This is a genomic window from Streptomyces lothianensis (assembly GCF_047779955.1).
In the GTDB taxonomy this organism is placed as follows: Bacteria; Actinomycetota; Actinomycetes; order Streptomycetales; family Streptomycetaceae; genus Streptomyces.
Map to the genome: position 1 here is coordinate 186,428 of NZ_JBLMKT010000028.1, position 17,307 is coordinate 203,734.

At 70.9% G+C, this 17,307-nt stretch carries 15 protein-coding genes; 6 read left to right on the forward strand and 9 right to left on the reverse strand.

Features of this window, described 5'->3' with window-relative positions; translation table 11 throughout:
- Positions 1 to 40 precede the first annotated feature (40 nt).
- The 6 genes from ACLF6P_RS08810 to ACLF6P_RS08835 all read right to left on the reverse strand — a co-directional run bounded on the left by ACLF6P_RS08810 (position 41) and on the right by ACLF6P_RS08835 (position 6,109).
- Entirely contained in the window at positions 41 to 742 is a 702-nt protein-coding gene (locus tag ACLF6P_RS08810; protein WP_415949298.1) for a class III extradiol dioxygenase subunit B-like domain-containing protein, read from the reverse strand.
- Positions 743 to 925: 183 nt separating this feature from the next.
- Entirely contained in the window at positions 926 to 2,425 is a 1,500-nt protein-coding gene (gene miaB / locus ACLF6P_RS08815; protein WP_415949299.1) for a tRNA (N6-isopentenyl adenosine(37)-C2)-methylthiotransferase MiaB, read from the reverse strand.
- 276 nt (positions 2,426 to 2,701) lie between these two features.
- Positions 2,702 to 3,646, reverse strand: a complete 945-nt coding sequence (locus ACLF6P_RS08820; protein ID WP_415949300.1) for an amino acid ABC transporter permease — start codon at positions 3,644 to 3,646, stop codon at positions 2,702 to 2,704.
- Positions 3,643 to 4,311, reverse strand: a complete 669-nt coding sequence (locus ACLF6P_RS08825) for an amino acid ABC transporter permease (protein WP_415949301.1) — start codon at positions 4,309 to 4,311, stop codon at positions 3,643 to 3,645. The genes ACLF6P_RS08820 and ACLF6P_RS08825 overlap by 4 nt, the downstream gene beginning before the upstream one ends.
- A gap of 129 nt (positions 4,312 to 4,440) precedes the next feature.
- Positions 4,441 to 5,265, reverse strand: coding sequence for a glutamate ABC transporter substrate-binding protein (locus tag ACLF6P_RS08830; protein ID WP_415949302.1), 825 nt, complete (start codon positions 5,263 to 5,265; stop codon positions 4,441 to 4,443).
- Between the two features lie 67 nt (positions 5,266 to 5,332).
- On the reverse strand, positions 5,333 to 6,109 hold the full coding sequence (locus tag ACLF6P_RS08835; RefSeq protein ID WP_415949303.1) for an amino acid ABC transporter ATP-binding protein: 777 nt from the start codon (positions 6,107 to 6,109) through the stop codon (positions 5,333 to 5,335).
- Positions 6,110 to 6,391: 282 nt separating this feature from the next.
- Here ACLF6P_RS08835 and ACLF6P_RS08840 point away from each other — a divergent pair, with 282 nt between their 5' ends.
- Both ACLF6P_RS08840 and ACLF6P_RS08845 read left to right on the forward strand, forming a co-directional pair.
- Positions 6,392 to 7,081 (forward strand): response regulator transcription factor, encoded by a 690-nt coding sequence (locus tag ACLF6P_RS08840; protein WP_415949304.1) that lies wholly within the window; start codon positions 6,392 to 6,394, stop codon positions 7,079 to 7,081.
- A gap of 9 nt (positions 7,082 to 7,090) precedes the next feature.
- On the forward strand, positions 7,091 to 8,494 hold the full coding sequence (locus ACLF6P_RS08845) for a sensor histidine kinase (RefSeq protein WP_415949305.1): 1,404 nt from the start codon (positions 7,091 to 7,093) through the stop codon (positions 8,492 to 8,494).
- A 126-nt stretch (positions 8,495 to 8,620) separates the two neighbouring features.
- Here ACLF6P_RS08845 and ACLF6P_RS08850 read toward each other — a convergent pair whose 3' ends face one another.
- Positions 8,621 to 9,616, reverse strand: coding sequence for a TAXI family TRAP transporter solute-binding subunit (locus ACLF6P_RS08850; protein ID WP_415949306.1), 996 nt, complete (start codon positions 9,614 to 9,616; stop codon positions 8,621 to 8,623).
- Between the two features lie 284 nt (positions 9,617 to 9,900).
- Between ACLF6P_RS08850 and ACLF6P_RS08855 the strand changes: the two genes are divergently transcribed.
- Positions 9,901 to 11,667: an FAD-dependent monooxygenase gene (locus ACLF6P_RS08855; RefSeq protein ID WP_415949307.1), complete on the forward strand. Its 1,767-nt coding sequence runs from the start codon at positions 9,901 to 9,903 to the stop codon at positions 11,665 to 11,667.
- Between the two features lie 13 nt (positions 11,668 to 11,680).
- Here ACLF6P_RS08855 and recX read toward each other — a convergent pair whose 3' ends face one another.
- Both recX and recA read right to left on the reverse strand, forming a co-directional pair.
- On the reverse strand, positions 11,681 to 12,373 hold the full coding sequence (gene recX / locus ACLF6P_RS08860) for a recombination regulator RecX (RefSeq protein WP_415949308.1): 693 nt from the start codon (positions 12,371 to 12,373) through the stop codon (positions 11,681 to 11,683).
- Positions 12,374 to 12,376: 3 nt separating this feature from the next.
- Entirely contained in the window at positions 12,377 to 13,501 is a 1,125-nt protein-coding gene (gene recA / locus ACLF6P_RS08865) for a recombinase RecA (RefSeq protein WP_415949309.1), read from the reverse strand.
- A gap of 326 nt (positions 13,502 to 13,827) precedes the next feature.
- Here recA and ACLF6P_RS08870 point away from each other — a divergent pair, with 326 nt between their 5' ends.
- The 3 genes from ACLF6P_RS08870 (at position 13,828) to ACLF6P_RS08880 (ending at position 17,302) form a co-directional block, all read left to right on the forward strand.
- Positions 13,828 to 15,066: a sensor histidine kinase gene (locus ACLF6P_RS08870; RefSeq protein WP_415949310.1), complete on the forward strand. Its 1,239-nt coding sequence runs from the start codon at positions 13,828 to 13,830 to the stop codon at positions 15,064 to 15,066.
- A gap of 20 nt (positions 15,067 to 15,086) precedes the next feature.
- Entirely contained in the window at positions 15,087 to 15,800 is a 714-nt protein-coding gene (locus ACLF6P_RS08875; protein WP_415949350.1) for a response regulator, read from the forward strand.
- Positions 15,801 to 16,030: 230 nt separating this feature from the next.
- A complete protein-coding gene (locus ACLF6P_RS08880; protein ID WP_415949311.1) occupies positions 16,031 to 17,302 on the forward strand; it encodes a cytochrome ubiquinol oxidase subunit I in 1,272 nt (423 codons plus the stop codon).
- Positions 17,303 to 17,307: the final 5 nt, after the last annotated feature.

Here is a 17,307-nt window from a genome sequence, read left to right on the forward strand (position 1 = left end):
AGCTCAGGACCAGGAACCGGGCCGCGCCTCGAAGGCCAGCTCAGGACCAGGCCGCGACCATGTACCCGACCCCGTACGGAGCCTCGTCGTACAGCAGCGTGCCGCTCAGGCCCGCGCCCTCCGCGGCGCCCGCGAGCAGCTGCCACGCGGCGCGCCCGGCCGCCTGCAGCTCCTGGGCGAGCTCCGCGTCCAGTTCCTTGAGCGCGGAGACATCCGCGGCGCCTAGCGCACGGGCCGCCGCCGCGTCGAAGGCTTCCGCACGCTCGTCCAGATAGCCCGGCGCCTTGAGTGACCGGCGAGCGCTGCCGTCGCCCATCACCAGCAGCGCCACCCGCTCCGCCTGTCCGGCGAGATCGGCGCCCACCTCGAAACAGCGCTCGGGCGCGAGGGGTTCACCGACGCCGAGCCCCTCCACGGCCCCGGCCCAGCGCTCCCGCTGCAGCAGCCAGGCCGCCACGGCCAGCGAGCCCGGCAGGGCGCCCCTGGGCTCCCCCTCGCCCAGCTGTACGCGGAGATCCACGCCGAAGCCGTCGAACCCGCCCACTGTCCCCTGGGGATGCGGCCCGCGCCCGCCCTGCTCGGCGGGACCGACCACGATCAGCTTGTCCGGGCGGGCGGCGGCGAGCACGGCGATGGCATCGGCACAGGCCGTACGGACACCGTCGAGCTCGGACGCGGCACCGGCGGCGACGGCGGGCACCAGCAGGGGCGGGCAGGGACAGACGGCTGCGGCGACGAGCATGATCGGCAGGGTACTGGGTCGACCACCCCAACGGTGAGCCCGTGCGGCACCTCGAACCCGTTCGGCACCTCGAACCTGTGCGACAGCAGTCGTCCCGTCCCGCGTTCAGGGGTGCCCTCGTTCAGGGGTGCCCTCGTTCAGGGGTGTCCGCGTACAGGGGTGTCCGCGTTCAACGCGACAGGATCAGTCGCAACCGCACCCCGGCCCAGTCGGCGCGGCGACCGGCGCCGGCGCGCCGATACCCGGCAGCCCCAGCATCACGCCCGCGCCGGCCGGCGCCTTCGGCGCCGCGTTGCGCCGCTCCCACGCGTCCCCAGCCGCCGTCCGGCGCACCGCCCGCACCGGCCCCTCGGCCAGCAGATGGTGCGGCGCCGCGTACGTGACCTCGACGGTCACCACATCGCCGGGCCGCACCTCCTGCTCCGGCTTCGTGAAGTGCACGAGCCGGTTGTCGGGTGCCCGCCCGGACAGCCGGTGCGTGGAGTCGTCCTTGCGCCCCTCGCCCTCCGCGACCATCAGCTCGAGGACGCGCCCGACCTGCTTCTTGTTCTCCGCCCAGGAGATCTCCTCCTGGAGCGCGACGAGACGCTCGTAGCGCGCCTGCACGACCTCCTTGGGGATCTGTCCGTCCATCTCGGCCGCCGGCGTACCGGGACGCTTGGAGTACTGGAAGGTGAACGCGTTGGTGAAGCGGGCCTCGCGCACCACGTGCATCGTCTGCTCGAAGTCCTCCTCGGTCTCGCCGGGGAAGCCGACGATGATGTCCGTGGAGATCGCGGCGTCCGGCATCGCGGCCCGCACCTTCTCGATGATCCCGAGGAAACGCTCCTGCCGGTACGAGCGCCGCATCGCCTTGAGGACGGTGTCCGAGCCGGACTGCAGCGGCATGTGCAGCTGCGGCATCACGTTCGGCGTCTCGGCCATCGCCGCGATCACGTCGTCCGTGAAGTCGCGCGGGTGCGGCGAGGTGAAGCGCACCCGCTCCAGGCCCTCGATCTTCCCGCAGGCCCGCAGGAGCTTGCTGAACGCCTCTCGGTCGCCGATGTCCGACCCGTACGCGTTCACGTTCTGCCCGAGCAGCGTGATCTCCGAGACGCCCTCGGCGACCAGTGCCTCGATCTCGGCGAGGATGTCGCCGGTCCTGCGGTCCTTCTCCTTGCCGCGCAGGGCGGGGACGATGCAGAAGGTGCAGGTGTTGTTGCAGCCGACGGAGATCGACACCCATGCCGCGTAGGCGCTCTCACGGCGGGTCGGCAGCGTGGAGGGGAAGGCCTCCAGGGATTCGGCGATCTCGACCTGCGCCTCGTCCTGGACGCGGGCGCGCTCCAGGAGCACCGGCAGCTTGCCGATGTTGTGGGTGCCGAAGACGACATCCACCCACGGGGCCTTCTTGACGATGGTCTCGCGGTCCTTCTGCGCGAGGCAGCCGCCGACGGCGATCTGCATCCCGGGGCGCGTGGTCTTGCGGGGGGCGAGGCGTCCGAGGTTGCCGTACAGCTTGTTGTCGGCGTTCTCCCGTACCGCGCAGGTGTTGAACACGACCACGTCGGCATCGCCGTCGGCACCCTCGGGCGCGCGGACGTACCCCGCGTCCTCCAGGAGCCCGGAGAGGCGCTCGCTGTCGTGCACGTTCATCTGACAGCCGTAGGTCTTCACTTCGTACGTGCGCGGAGTTGCCGACATGCCAGAGATCAGTCCAAACGATGGTCTACGGGAGGTCCGGGGCCGCTCCGGAGGGGTCCGGGGCCGCGTCGGCCGACGCCTGCACACGACGGCCGGTCATCCAGTTTACGAGGCCGCGCGAGGCGGCAGCCCCGTACGGCGGGGACAGGGCCCCCAGGCATCGCCGGGGCGGCCCGGAACACGCACGGAGCACGCACGGAGCACGCACGGAGCACGCACGGAGGGCAACGGTGCGATCACCGTTGCCCTCCGTGGTTACCGCCGGATCGGACCCGGCTACTCCTTCTTCCCCGCGCTGCCCGGAGGCTCGACGCCGGGAATCCCGGGGGCGCCGGGGGCTCCGGCCGCACCGGCGATCGCGGCCTCCTCGACCGCGTCGGCGCCGAGCACCGCGCCGGTGCTCTTCTTGCGCTGCCGCAGCCGCTTCTCCAGCCAGGAGGCGAAGCTCGTCAGGATGAGGTTCAGGATGATGAAGATCACCGCGACGACGATGAAGCTCGGGATCACGTTGCCGTAGAACGCGGAGAGGGTCTTGCGCTCGTTGAGGAGCTCGGTGAAGGCGAGCATCGCGCCGCCGAGCGCCGTGTCCTTCACGACGACCACGAGCTGGCTGACGATGGCCGGCAGCATCGCGGTCACGGCCTGCGGCAGCAGGACGGCCCGCATCGTCTGGCCCTTGCGCAGGCCGATCGCCTTGGCCGCCTCGCTCTGGCCCTTGGGCAGGGAGAGGATGCCGGCCCGGACGATCTCCGCGAGCACCGAGGCGTTGTAGAGCACCAGACCGGTGACCACCGCGAACATCGGACGGTCCGCGGGGGCGATGGTCTGCGACCAGTACTCCGCGTAGTACTGGTTGGCGAACACCATGAGGATCAGGACCGGGATGGCCCGGAAGAGCTCCACGACGAAGGTGGCGGGAGCGCGCACCCAAGCGTGGTCCGAGAGCCGCGCGATGCCGAGGACGGCGCCGAGCGGCAGGGCGATCACCATCGACAGGCCGGCCGCCTTGAGCGTGTTCGCCAGGCCGGGCAGCAGGTACGTGGTCCAGGCGTCGGCGGTGGTGAACGGCTCCCACTTGGCCCAGTCCAGCTGGCCCTTGTCGGCGAAGACGCTGATCACCCACCACGCGAGGAGCGCGAGCAGGGCCAGGAAGACGACCGAGAAGATCAGGTTGCGCCGCTTGGCGCGGGGGCCGGGGATGTCGTACAGAACCGAGCTCATCGCTTCACCGCCACGCGCTTGCCGATCCAGCCGAGGAAGATGCCCGTCGGCAGGGTGAGAACTACGAATCCGAAGGCGAAGACCGCCGTGGTGAGCAGCAGCTGCGCCTCGGTCTCGATGATGTCCTTCATCAGGAGTGCGGCCTCGGTAACACCGATGGCCGCAGCGACCGTGGTGTTCTTCGTCAGCGCGATCAGGACGTTGGTGAGCGGGCCCACCACCGAACGGAACGCCTGGGGAAGCACCACCAGGGTCAGGACCTGGGTGAAGTTGAGCCCGATGGCGCGGGCCGCCTCGGCCTGGCCGACCGGCACGGTGTTGATGCCGGAGCGCAGCGATTCGCAGACGAACGTGGCGGTGTACGCGACGAGGCCGAGGATCGCGAGCCGGAAGCCCTGGAGCTGGAAGTCGTCGGCCGCGCCCATGGTCACACCGAGGGTGTCGGCGAGGCCGAGCGAGGTGAAGACGATGATGACGGTGAGCGGAATGTTCCGCACCACGTTCACGTACAGGGTCCCGAATCCGCGCATCAGCGGAACCGGGCTGACCCGCATGGCAGCCAGGATGGTGCCCCAGATCAGGGCGCCGATGCCGGAGAAGACGGTGAGCTGCACCGTCGTCCAGAACGCCCCGAGCAGGTCGTAGCCTTCAAGAAAGTCGAACACGATCTCCCGCGCTTCCGCGTGTCGATTGGTGCGGTGCGCCGCCCCGGTCGAGGGCGGCGCACCGTCAGATCAACGTGCCCTGCGGGCCGGCCGGGGGCCGGATGTTCCGCGAGGGCCGCCGGTCAGGGCCTACTTGACGATGTTGCCGATCTGCGGCGCCGGCTCGTTCTCGTAGGTGTCGCCGAAGTTCTTCGTGACGGCGTCCTGCCAGGCGCCGTCCTCGACCATCTTCTCGAGCGCCTTGTTGATCTTGTCCTGGAGTTCCTTGTCGCCGTCCTTGATGCCGATGCCGTAGTTCTCGTTGCTCAGCTCGAGACCGGCCAGCTTGAACTTGCCCTTGTACTGGTCCTGCGCGGCGTAGCCGGCGAGGATCGAGTCATCGGTGGTCAGCGCGTCGATGCTGCCGGCGGCCAGGCCCTCGAGGCACTCGGAGTAGGTGTTGACCGTCTTGAGGTTCGCATCGGGGGCGATGTCCTTCTTGACGTTCTGCGCCGAGGTGGAACCGCTGACCGAGCAGAGGTTCTTGCCGTTGAGGTCGGTGCCCTTGGAGATGTCCGAGTCGACCTTGACCAGCAGGTCCTGGTGGGCGAGCAGGTAAGGGCCGGCGAAGTCGACGAGCTTGTCGCGCTCGTCGGTGATCGAGTACGAGGCGGCGATGAACTTGACGTCACCGCGCTTGAGGGCGTTCTCGCGGTCGGGGCTCGGGGTCTCGACCCACTCGATCTGGTCGGCCTCGTAGCCGAGCTCCTTGGCCACGTAGGTGGCGACGTCGACATCGAAGCCGGTGAACCCGTCCGGCGTCTTCTGGCCGATGCCGGGCTGGTCGAACTTGATGCCGACCTTGATCTTGTCGCCGCCGTCGCCGCTGTCGTCGCCGCCGTCGCCGCAGGCGGAGGCGGTGAGCGCGAGGGTCAGAGCGGTAGCGGTGGCGAGGCCCGCCTTACGGAACTTCATGGTGAACATCCTTTGCGTTTCGGTGAGTTGCAGCAGCTCGGTCGTGCGAGCCCAGTGAAGCAGGGACTCAGTGGTGCAGGATCTTCGACAGGAAGTCCTTGGCCCGGTCACTGCGCGGTGCGGTGAAGAACTTCTCCGGGGTGGCCTGCTCGACGATCTGCCCGTCCGCCATGAAGACGACACGGTTGGCGGCGGAGCGGGCGAAGCCCATCTCGTGGGTGACGACAACCATGGTCATGCCGTCGCGGGCGAGCTGCTGCATGACCTCGAGCACCTCGTTGATCATCTCCGGGTCGAGCGCGGAGGTCGGCTCGTCGAAGAGCATCACCTTCGGCTCCATGGCCAGAGCGCGGGCGATCGCGACACGCTGCTGCTGGCCGCCGGAGAGCTGGGCCGGGTACTTGTCCGCCTGGGAGGCGACGCCGACCCGGTCGAGCAGTGTGCGCGCCTGCGTCTCGGCGTCCGCCTTGGACTTCTTGCGGACCTTGATCTGGCCCAGCGTGACGTTCTCCAGAACGGTCTTGTGGGCGAAGAGGTTGAAGGACTGGAAGACCATGCCGACGTCGGCGCGGAGCTTGGCCAGCTCCCGGCCTTCGGCGGGCAGGGGCTTTCCGTCGAGCGAGATGCTTCCTGAGTCGATGCCTTCCAGGCGGTTGATCGCCCTGCACAGCGTCGACTTGCCCGAGCCCGAGGGCCCGATCACGACGACGACCTCACCGCGGGCGATGGTCAGGTCGATGTCCTGGAGCACGTGCAACGCGCCGAAGTGCTTGTTGACGTTCTTCAGCACGACCAGTTCGTCCGCCGTCGGCGCGGCGTCCTTGGTCACCGATACTTCGGCCATGGGGGTTCCTGCTCCGTCCTCCTCGGTTGCGAGGACAGTAGTAACCGCTCCTCACAAGCGTCATTACATCTGAGGGGAAATTGAGCATAACGATCCGGCCGCAACCGGACACTCTGCGTGAAGGGGACACGCGTTTCGCGTACCGGCTGGATAACGGAACCCGCGTGCAGACCGAACGGCCTTGACGCCGTCGCCGTGCATCGGCGTGACTGCCTTGGTGCATCGTCGGCACCTCAGTACTGCATGGGCATCCGAGGGACGGGTGAACGGAAGGGGGACAGAATGAGACTACTGCTGGTCGAGGACGACGACCATGTGGCGGCCGCGCTGTCCGCCGTGCTCGCCCGGCACGGATTCGACGTCGTGCACGCCCGCAACGGCGAGGAGGCGCTGCACGCGCTGCTTCCCACGGACAAGCCGCCCTTCGGGGTCGTCCTGCTCGACCTCGGCCTGCCCGACCAGGACGGATACGAGGTCTGCGGCAAGATCCGCAAGCGCAGCACCACGCCGGTGATCATGGTGACGGCGCGTGGTGACATACGCAGCCGTATCCACGGGCTGAACCTCGGCGCCGACGACTATGTCGTGAAGCCGTACGACACCGGGGAGCTGCTCGCCCGTATCCACGCGGTGAGCCGGCGGACGCACCAGGACGACGCCACAGGCCCGGTCGAGACGGGCATCACGCTCGGGGACGTCCATGTGGAGCTGCCGACCCGCCGGGTCACGGTCTCGGGCGAGTCGGTGCAGCTGACCCGCAAGGAGTTCGACCTGCTCGCGCTGCTCGCCCAGCGCCCCGGGGTGGTGTTCCGGCGCGAGCAGATCATCAGCGAGGTCTGGCAGACCAGCTGGGAGGGCACCGGCCGGACCCTGGAGGTCCATGTGGCCTCGCTGCGCTCGAAACTGCGGATGCCCGCACTGATCGAGACGGTGCGCGGCGTCGGCTACCGGCTCGTCGCCCCTGCCGCCTAGGCCCGCCGCGTGCGTACGCGTCTGCTGCCGCTGCTCATCGTGCTCATGGCGGCCATCCTGCTGGCCCTGGGCTTTCCGCTCGCGGTGAGCCTGGCCGCGGCACAGCAGCAGCGGGTGGTCGTGGACCGTCTGGAGGACGCGACGCGTTTCGCCGGGCTCGCCCAGTTCGTCGCGGAACGCTCGAATGCGGCACGGACGGAGGGCGAGCGACTCAAGACCCTGCGCCGCGACCTGCAGCGCTATCACAGCGTGTACGGCATCCGGGCCGGTGTCTTCTACCGCGAGGGCGGTGTGATGGCCCGCTCGCACGACTGGGACGTCCCCGCCGAAGGCGCGGGCCGCGAGGCCTTCACCGACGCGCTCTACGGCCACAGCAACCAGGATCCGCGGCAGATCTGGCCCTGGCAGGGCGACCGCCTGTACGTGGCCGCCCCGGTGGTACGGGACGGCGATGTGATCGCGGTCGTCCTCACCGACTCCCCCACCGGCAAGATGCGCTCGAAGATCCTGCGCGGCTGGATCCTGATCGGGGCCGGCGAGACGGCGGCCATGTTCCTGGCGATCGGGGCGGCACTGCGGCTGACGGGGTGGGTGCTGCGTCCCGTACGGGATCTGGACGCGACGACGCACGACATCGCGACCGGGCGGCTGAAGTCGCGGGTCGCGGGCGCGGGCGGGCCGCCGGAGCTGCGGCGGCTGGCCCGCTCCTTCAACGAGATGGCCGATCATGTCGAGGACGTGCTGGAACAGCAGCGCGCGTTCGTCGCGGACGCCTCGCACCAGCTGCGCAATCCGCTCGCGGCGCTGCTCCTGCGGATCGAGCTTCTCGCGCTCGAGCTGCCCGAGGGCAACGAGGAGATCGCCTCCGTGCAGACGGAGGGCAAGCGCCTGGCGCGGGTCCTCGACGATCTGCTGGACCTGGCCCTTGCCGAGCACTCGGGCGCCGAGCCGCAGCTGACGGACCTCGGCGAGCTGGTCGCCGAGCGGGTCGCGGCCTGGGGGCCGCTCGCCGAGGACAAGGGGGTGGAGCTGCGCATGGCCGGGGCGGCAGCGGCCACGGCCTGGGCGGACCCGGTGACGCTGTCGAGCGCGCTCGACGCGGTCGTCGACAACGCGCTGAAGTTCACGCCCGCGGGAGAACGGGTCACGGTGACGGTCGCGGCCAACGGCTCCGCCACCACCGTCGAGATCGCGGACGGGGGGCCCGGCCTCACCGAGGAGGAACTCAACCGGATCGGCGACCGTTTCTGGCGCAGCAGCCGCCATCAGAACATCAAGGGCTCGGGGCTCGGGCTCTCCATCACGCGCGCCCTGCTGGCGGCCTGCGACGGCTCGATCACATACGTACCGAACGAGCCGCACGGCCTCAGGGTGATCCTCTCGGTGCCGCGCACCGGCCCGGCTGGGGCGTGAGGTCCGGGGGCAGACCAGTCCCGGCTTCACGGGTCCGGCGGCCCGGCGTCCGCTGTTCAGCAGTACGGCCTCACCGCCTCACGGCTTCACCGCTTCACCGCTTCACCGCTTCACGGCTTCACGGCTTCACGGCTTCACCGAGCGGTAGTACCGCCGAGCGCCCTCGTGCAGCTCCAGGGGATCCGTGAACAGCGCGGTCCGCAGGTCCACCACCTGCGCCGCGTGCACCTCGCTGCCGATGCTGTCGCGGTGGTCTATGACGACCCGGGTCAGCCACTCGATCAGACGGTCGTCCACCCGGTCCGCGGCAACCAGCAGGTTCGCCACGGCGATCGTGTCCACCGTGTGTCCGCGCTGCGCCCGGGGATACGCGTCGGCCGGCATCACCGAAGCCCGGTAGTACCCGGCGGATCCGGGCCGCGCGTGCAGCGCCTCGATCACGTCACCGAGCGGTACGAGGCTGATCTCCATCCGCTCGGACAGCTTCTCCACGAACGGTGTGGGCAGACCGCCCGACCAGAAGAACGCATCGACCTCGCCGCGCTCAAGGAGATCATCCGCGTCCTGCGAGGCGACACCCAGCGGCTGCAGGTCCCCGGCCGGATCGAGGCCCGCCGCCTGGAGCACCCGGTCCGCGATGATCCGTACGCCCGAGCCCTCGGGGCCGACGACGACCCGCTTGTCGCGCAGGTCGGCGGCCTTTTCGATGCCCGAGTCGGCGGCGACGACCAGATGGACGTAGTCGTCGTAGAGGCGGGCGCAGCCGCGCAGCACGTCGGCGCCGGGCGCCTCGCTGTCCTTGTACTGCTGTACGGCGTCGGCGGCCGCGATGGTGATGTCGGCGCGGCCGTCCGCCACCCGCTCGACGTTCTCCTTGGAGCCCTTGCTGGTGCGCAGGTCGATGTCGAGATCGGGGAGGTCCTTCACGGCCGCCCGGTCGAGCAGCTTGCCGTACTCCTCGTAGACGCCGCCGCGGCCGCCCGTGCTGAAGACGACCTGTCCGCCGGGCCGGTCCGCTCCCAGTGGCAGCAGCCACCACAGGAGCAGCCCGAACACCACGAGCGCGGCTGCCGTGCCCTGCAGGGCACGGCGCCTGCCGAGGCGCGCGAGGGTGGGTGACATGCGGGCGATCCTGCCAGGTCACACTCGGTGAGCACCAGGGGTGTCGGGCACATCGCGGACGCGGCCGGGCGCGCCCCGCCCCAACGGGTGCGCTTACATGAGCAGTCCACCGGAGGGAAGCCTTCCGTACGCGGGGAGGCCGCAGCTTGACTAGGGAGGCATGCACTCGGTTGCATACGTTCTGTGATCGTGCACACCGCGTCAACTGCCCGCTGCCGTAGGCCGCGTCCGGGCGCCCCTCAGCGCCGGCTCCGCAGGACCCAGTCGGCGGGAGGTCGGGCGCCGTGGATCCGGTAATCATCGTGGGAGCCGGGCCCGTGGGACTCACCTCGGCGCTGGCGCTCGCGCGGCACGGCATCCCCTCCGTCGTCCTCGACGAGGGCCCCGGCAAGGACGAGCAGCGGCCCGCGCGCACGGTGGTGCTGCGCGAGGACACGGCCGGTCTCACCGAACGCCTCACCGGCATCACCCTGAGTGACGCCCGCTGGGCCGGCTGGCGTTCGCTGCGCCGCAAGCAGGAGGTGCGGCGGATCACCTTCGACGAGGCGCGTCCCGGTCCGGTGCACCTCGCTCAGCACAGCCTCACCGCCGCCCTGCGCGCCGCCGTCGCGCAAGAACGCCTCATCAAGGTGGCCGTCGACAGCCGGCTCGGCTCGATCGAGCAGGACGCCGGCGGGGTCACCGCGCACGCCCGTGGGCCCAAGGGCACCTGGTGGCGGGGCAGCTATCTGATCGGCTGCGACGGCCCGCGGTCCACGGTGCGCAAGCTGCTCGACATCCGCTTTCCCGGGCGTACGGCGGTCGAACGGCACGCGGTCGCGGCGCTGCACGCCGAGCTGCCGTGGCCCGGTGAGGCGCTGCTGCACCGGATGGCGCCCTGGCGCGGCGCGCCCGCCGAGATCACCGCGCGTCCGCTGCCGGACGGCGCCTGGCGCCTCGACTGGCTGCTGCCCGCGCGCAGCGAACTCGTCACGCCCGAGCAGCTGGTGAGCCTCGTACGGGACACCCTGGCCGGCTGGTGCGGTGCCACGCCGCCGTACGAACTCGTCGACACCGGTGTGCAGACCGTGCACCACCGCCTCGCCCGGCGCTGGCGGGTGGGCCGCTGCTTCCTCGCCGGGGACGCGGCGCATCTGCTCGGCGCGCTCGGCACGCAGGGCGTGGACGAGGGGCTGCGGGATGCGGACAACCTCGCCTGGAAGCTGGCGCTCTGCCGCGATCACGGCGAGTCGGAGCTGCTGCTCGACAGCTATCAGGCGGAGCGGCGGACCGCGGTCGCAGCCCGGCTGCGCGCCGCCGACCAGGCGCTGCCGATACTGCGCGGCGGCGGGCTGCGGGCGTGTGTGCCGGGGACGGCGCGCGGGCAGGACACGCTGCTCACCGACGGACACCTCGGGCGCGGCCCGCTCGGCTCGCTGCCTTCGTACGCAGCGTCTCCGCTCGCCCTCGGCGAGGCCTCGGGTTCCCAGGTCACCGTGGGTACGGCGGCGGGCGAGCCGATCGCGGACGTCCCGGTGACCGCGCCGGACGGCTCCGAGGTGCGGCTGCGGGACCGGCTGGGGCGCGGGCGGATGCTGGTGGTCCTGGTCGCTCCGGGCACGGGGGTCTGGGAGCGGCGGCACTGGCTGCGGGCCGGTGTGATGCCCCGGCTCGCGGCGGCCGTCACTGCGCTGCCGCTGCCCGCGGAGCTCCTGGTCGCGGAGGGCTATCCGGGCGCCGTCGCCCACACCGTGCTTCTGGTGCGCCCCGACGGCCACCTGGTCACGGCCCTCACGGGCGTACGGCCCGCGGAACTGTACGCGGCCGCGGACACGGCCCGCGGCGGCCGGCCCGCACCGCCCTCGGGCGCTCGGCGCGGCGCGACGGTGGGCCGGGCGGAGGACGACGCCGTGGGCGCGCCGCGCTCGGCAGTGGATGGTGCGCGCGGTGCGACGGAGCCCGGGGCCTCCACCACGGCGGAAGTCCGGGGCCGGTCCGGCGAGGCGGAGGAGCACCGGGACGTATCCGGCGAGGCGGCCGCACGGGCGATCCACGCCGCGGAGACCGACTGAAGCCTGTCCCGCGTCATTCGAACCCCAGCTCGTCCACGTCCTCCCCCTCCTCCTCGAGCGCCCGCCGCACCACCCGCAGCGCCATCCCTTCGGGATAGCCCTTGCGGGCGAGCATGCCCGCGAGGCGGCGGATGCGCTTCTCGCGGTCGAGGCCGCGGGTCGCGCGGAGCTTGCGGGCGACAAGCTCGCGGGCCGTCTCCTCCTCCTGCTCGGAGTCGAGCTGCCCGACCGCCTCGTCGATGGTCCCGGAGTCGACCCCTCGCGTGCGCAGCTCGCGGGCCAGCGCGCGCCGGGCGAGGCCCCGGCCGTGGTGGCGGGACTCGACCCAGGCGTCGGCGAAGGCCGAGTCATTGATCAGCCCGACCTCCTCGAATCGGGAGAGCACCTCCTCGGCCACCTCGTCGGGGATCTCCCGTTTGCGCAGGGCGTCGGCGAGCTGCTTGCGGGTGCGCGGCGTGCCGGTGAGCAGGCGCAGGCAGATGTTCCGCGCCCGCTCGGCCGGATCGGCTGCCTGCTCCGGCGAGTCGGGCCCCCGTACGCCGCGGCCGCGGCGCGGTTCCCCCTCTCCGGCCCTCGACGGAGCGGGGGAACCGCTGTCCTGTTCACCGGATCCGCGTCGGCCGCCGCCCCCACGGCGCCTTCGCGGTTCCGGCGGCTCCGAGCCGGTGTCCGCCGCCTCTTCGGGCCAGTCGGTGCGACGTACCACGGATCAGCTCTTGGCCGCCGCGGCCTTGGTCGCCTTGCCCTTGGCGGCCGGGGCGGGAACGGACTTGGCGGCCGCGTCCTTCGCCTCGGCCGCGGGCCCCGCCGCATCGGCTTCCGGGTCGCCCTCGCCCGGCCGCACGCCGACGCCCAGCTTGTCCTTGATCTTCTTCTCGATCTCGTTGGCCAGGTCGGGGTTGTCCTTCAGGAAGTTGCGCGCGTTCTCCTTGCCCTGGCCGAGCTGGTCGCCCTCGTACGTGTACCAGGCACCGGCTTTGCGCACGAAGCCGTGCTCCACACCCATGTCGATCAGGCCGCCCTCGCGGGAGATGCCCTGCCCGTAGAGGATGTCGAACTCGGCCTGCTTGAAGGGCGGCGCGACCTTGTTCTTGACGACCTTGCAGCGGGTGCGGTTGCCGACCGCGTCCGTGCCGTCCTTCAGGGTCTCGATGCGGCGGATGTCGATGCGCACGGAGGCGTAGAACTTCAGCGCCCGGCCACCGGTCGTGGTCTCCGGCGAGCCGAACATCACGCCGATCTTCTCGCGGAGCTGGTTGATGAAGATGGCGGTGGTCTTGGACTGGTTGAGCGCGGAGGTGATCTTCCGCAGCGCCTGCGACATCAGGCGGGCCTGCAGACCCACGTGACTGTCGCCCATCTCGCCCTCGATCTCCGCGCGCGGCACGAGGGCGGCGACGGAGTCGATGACGATGAGATCGAGGGCGCCGGAGCGGACCAGCATGTCGACGATCTCGAGGGCCTGCTCACCGTTGTCCGGCTGGGACAGGATGAGGTTGTCGATGTCGACGCCGAGCTTCTTCGCGTACTCGGGGTCGAGTGCGTGCTCCGCGTCCACGAACGCGACCTGGCCGCCGGCCTTCTGCGCGTTCGCCACCGCGTGCAGGGTCAGCGTGGTCTTGCCGGAGGACTCCGGCCCGTACACCTCCACCACACGGCCGCGCGGGATACCGCCGACGCCGAGCGCGACGTCGAGCGCGGTCGACCCGGTGGGGATGACCTCGATGGGCTCGTTCGGCCGCTCGCCCATGCGCATCACTGCGCCCTTGCCGAATTGGCGTTCAATCTGTGCGAGCGCGGCGTCGAGCGCCTTCTCGCGGTCGGTTCCTGCCATGGGTTCCACCCGGTTTGCTTGAGTCGATCGCTTCACGTCAAAGACGCTATCGCCTGCCACTGACAATCCGCCCCGACGCCCGTCCGGCCTGTGGATAACTCCGCGCGGATCCCGGGAGTCACGGGCCTGCAGTGCTGCCAGAACACCCATGAGAATGGATGTTCGATTTTACTGTCAAGCGCGCCACGGCCGCACGTCCACACCGTCCGCACCGGCCACCGACGCCGCCCGCCCCCGGCCTCCCGGCCTTCCCGAGGGGCAGGCCCGGTCCGGGTCCAAGGCCGCCGTCCCGGCTCGGAGCGCCGCCCCGTGAATATCCTCGGACCATGTCTCACTCCCCGCCCCGCCCCTTCGTCGGCCGCTTGTCGGAACGCGGTCAGGACATCGCCGTAGCCGGGGCCGTGGCGGTGATCGTCGTGGCCGGCACGTTCTGGTCGATGCGCGGCAACAGCGAGACCTTCGGGCAGGCCGCGCTCGGCTGGGTACTCATCGCGGCCGTCTGCGGCGCGCTGTACTTCCGTCGCCGGCTGCCGGTCGCCGTCGCCCTGTTCACGCTCGCCGGCTGCGCCGTCTACTACCCGCTGAGCGCGTACGACGGCCCGCTCCTGATCGCCTTCGTCATCGCGCTGTACACGACCGCGGCCGAGGGCAGGTTCGCCGCCGCGGTCGCACTCGGCGTCGGGGTGATGCTGATCATCGCGTACGGGGAGACCCGCGGACAGCCGGGCCAGCGGAACATCGACGACGAGTCGATCATGATGCTGGCCGGCTGGCTGCTCAGTGTCCTGGTCCTCGCCCGCGCCCAGCGCACCCGCGCCGCATATCTGGAGGAGGTCCGCGCCCGCGCGCTCGCCGCGGAGCGCGAGCAGGCGGCGCGGGCGGAGCAGAGCGCGGCCGAGGAGCGGCTGCGGATCGCCCGCGAGGTGCACGATGTGCTCGGGCACAGCATTTCGCTGATCAACGTCCAGTCGAGCGCCGCCCTGCACAAACTGGGCAAGCAGCGGCCCGCCGAGGATCCGGCCGCCGCCCACGTCTCCGCCGAGACCGCCCTCGTATCCGCCGAAGAGGCCCTGGAGGCGGTGAAGTCGACCAGCAAGGATGCGCTGCGCGAGCTGCGCTCCACGCTCGGGATGCTGCGCGGCTCCGGTGAGGCCGCGCCGACCGCGCCCGCGTCCGGCCTGGCGCAGCTGCCGGAGCTGGTCGGGCGGGCCAGGAGCGCCGGGCTCGACGTGACGGCACGGACCACCGGCACCGCTCGTCCGCTGCCGCCGCCGCTCGACCTGGCCGCGTACCGGATCGTGCAGGAATCGCTGACCAATGTGGCCCGCCACGCACAGGCGACCGGTGCGAGGATCACTCTCGACTACGAGAAGCCCGACCTGCTGCGCCTCGTGATCGAGGACGATGGCCTGGGCGCGCCCGACGGGGCCGGCCAGGGCAGCGGGATCCGCGGGATGGCCGAACGGGCCAGGGCGTTCGGCGGCGAACTGACCACCGAGAACACGGCGGAAGGCTTCCGGGTCGTCGCCCGGCTGCCCTTCCACGACAACCAGGGGGCGCAATGAACGGCGGAACGAACGGCGGGATGAGCGGCGGAACGAGCCCGGCGGCACCGGACACCACGGCACCCGGCACGATCCGGGTCCTGCTCGCCGACGACCAGACGCTGGTGCGGGCCGGCTTCCGCTCGATGCTCGAGGACGAGGACGACATCGCCGTGGTCGGCGAGGCCTCGGACGGCGAGCAGGCCTGCGCGCTCGCCCGTCGACTGCGCCCCGACGTCGTCCTGATGGACATCCGGATGCCCGTGCTCGACGGCCTGGAAGCGACCGCTCGGATCACCGCGGACCCGGCGCTCGAGGGGGTTCGGGTGGTGATCCTGACGACCTTCGACATGGACGACTACGTGTACGGGGCGCTGCGCGCGGGCGCCTCGGGCTTCCTGGTCAAGGACACCGAGCCGATGGAACTCCTGCACGGGGTACGGGTGGTGGCGCGCGGCGACGCGCTGATCGCCCCGGCCGTGACGCGGCGCCTCATCGCGGAGTTCGCGGGCCGCAGCAAGCAGCCCGACCCGAGTCCGCGGCTCAACGCGCTCACCGAGCGCGAACGCGAGGTGATGGGCCTGGTCGGCGCCGGGCTGTCCAACGACGAGATCGCCAGGCGCCTGGTTCTGTCCCCCGCGACCGCGAAGACGCACGTCAGCCGGATCATGACCAAGCTCGACGTGCGCGACCGGGCGCAACTGGTCATCCTCGCCTACGAATCGGGGATGATCACACCGGGCTGGCTGGCCTGAGGGACCTCTGCCCGGGCACCACCTGCCCGGGCACTCCTCCCAGGCACCACCTCTCCCGCGCAGCACCTCCCGGCCCCCCCCGCGGTCACACGGGGCGCCCCTTAGGGGTGGTCCCGGCCGCCCCGCAACTCCGGTGGTACACATCCGCCCCGCCCCGCAACCCGGGTGGTACACCCACTGTCCACCGCCACCCGACGCGCCCGCCATAGTCGTACGACGACTGTGAGAGCGTGAATCCGGAAACGCTCGATCTCGCCCGCCTCCAGTTCGCGCTGACCGCCGGGGGCCACTTCCTCTTCGTCGCGCTCACCCTGGGCCTCGCGACCGTCGTGGCCTGCATCCAGACGGCCGCGACCGTGAGCGGCCGGCCGCTGTACGCCCGCATGGTGCGTTTCTGGGGCCGCCTGTACGTGATCAACTACGCGGTCGGCATCGTCACCGGCCTCGTCATGGAGTTCCAGTTCGGGCTGAGCTGGAGCGGGCTCACGCATCACGCGGGCGATGTCTTCGGTGCCTCGATGGCCCTGGAGACGGTGGTCGCGTTCTTCGTCGAGTCCACCTTCCTGGGTCTGTGGATCTTCGGCTGGCACCGCTTCTCCAAGTGGGTCCACCTGGCGTTGATCTGGGGCGTCACGCTCACCGCGTATGCCTCGGCCTACTGGATCCTGGTCGCCAACGGCTTCCTCAACAATCCCGTCGGCCACCGCGAGGAGGACGGCCGCCTCGTCCTCGACAAGTCGCTGGAGCTGTTCACCAACCCCAGTGCCCTGCTCGCCTTCGGGCACATCCTGGCCGGAGCGCTGCTCACGGCCGGCTTCTTCCTGGCGGGCGTCTCCGCGTACCACCTGTTCAAGCGCACGTCCGAGTGGGAGTTCTTCGGGAAGAGCCTGCGGATCGGCGTCTTCCTCTCGCTGCCCGCGCTGTTCGTGACCGCGGTCTTCGGCGGGCTGCAGTTCATCGCGATGCAGCCGATGAAGGAGGCGGTGTTCCGGGCGAAGACCGCCGAGATCGCCCGGCTGCAGGCGGAGATGACGGAGCGGTTCGGGCCCGGTGACTACGTGCCCTCCGAGGCGCTCACGCGCGGCGCCGGGATCCTGATGCTGCTCGCGTTCGCGCTCATGATGTACCTCTGCGTCGCCGGTGTGGTGCTGGCCGTCTTCCGCAAGGTCGTCTTCCGCTTCCGGCTCTGGCATGTGCTGCTCATGGCCGCGATGCCGCTGCCGTACATCGCGATGATCAGCGGCTGGGTGTTCCGCGAGGCGGGCCGTCAACCCTGGGTCGTCTACGGCCTGCTGAAGACCGAGGACGCCGTCTCGCCGGTCGCCCCGGACTCGATGCGCCTCTCCCTGATCGTCTTCACCTCGCTCTTCGCGCTGCTCGCCGCAGTCAACTTCTGGCTGCTCGCCCGCCACGCCCGCCTGGGCCCCGTCGAGACCGGCCTGGGCGTGGACGAGCGCGAAGCCGACGACCCCGCCGCCGCCCTGCCCGCCGCGCGTTACTAGGAGCC

Bases quoted from the DNA above. Each gene is read 5' to 3' on its own strand.
- ACLF6P_RS08810 (WP_415949298.1), bottom strand. From the start codon at position 742: ATGCTCGTCGCCGCAGCCGTCTGTCCCTGCCCGCCCCTGCTGGTGCCC.
- miaB (WP_415949299.1), bottom strand. From the start codon at position 2,425: ATGTCGGCAACTCCGCGCACGTACGAAGTGAAGACCTACGGCTGTCAG.
- ACLF6P_RS08820 (WP_415949300.1), bottom strand. From the start codon at position 3,646: ATGAGCTCGGTTCTGTACGACATCCCCGGCCCCCGCGCCAAGCGGCGC.
- ACLF6P_RS08830 (WP_415949302.1), bottom strand. From the start codon at position 5,265: ATGAAGTTCCGTAAGGCGGGCCTCGCCACCGCTACCGCTCTGACCCTC.
- ACLF6P_RS08835 (WP_415949303.1), bottom strand. From the start codon at position 6,109: ATGGCCGAAGTATCGGTGACCAAGGACGCCGCGCCGACGGCGGACGAA.
- ACLF6P_RS08840 (WP_415949304.1), top strand. From the start codon at position 6,392: ATGAGACTACTGCTGGTCGAGGACGACGACCATGTGGCGGCCGCGCTG.
- ACLF6P_RS08850 (WP_415949306.1), bottom strand. From the start codon at position 9,616: ATGTCACCCACCCTCGCGCGCCTCGGCAGGCGCCGTGCCCTGCAGGGC.
- recA (WP_415949309.1), bottom strand. From the start codon at position 13,501: ATGGCAGGAACCGACCGCGAGAAGGCGCTCGACGCCGCGCTCGCACAG.
- ACLF6P_RS08870 (WP_415949310.1), top strand. From the start codon at position 13,828: ATGTCTCACTCCCCGCCCCGCCCCTTCGTCGGCCGCTTGTCGGAACGC.
- ACLF6P_RS08875 (WP_415949350.1), top strand. From the start codon at position 15,087: ATGAGCGGCGGAACGAGCCCGGCGGCACCGGACACCACGGCACCCGGC.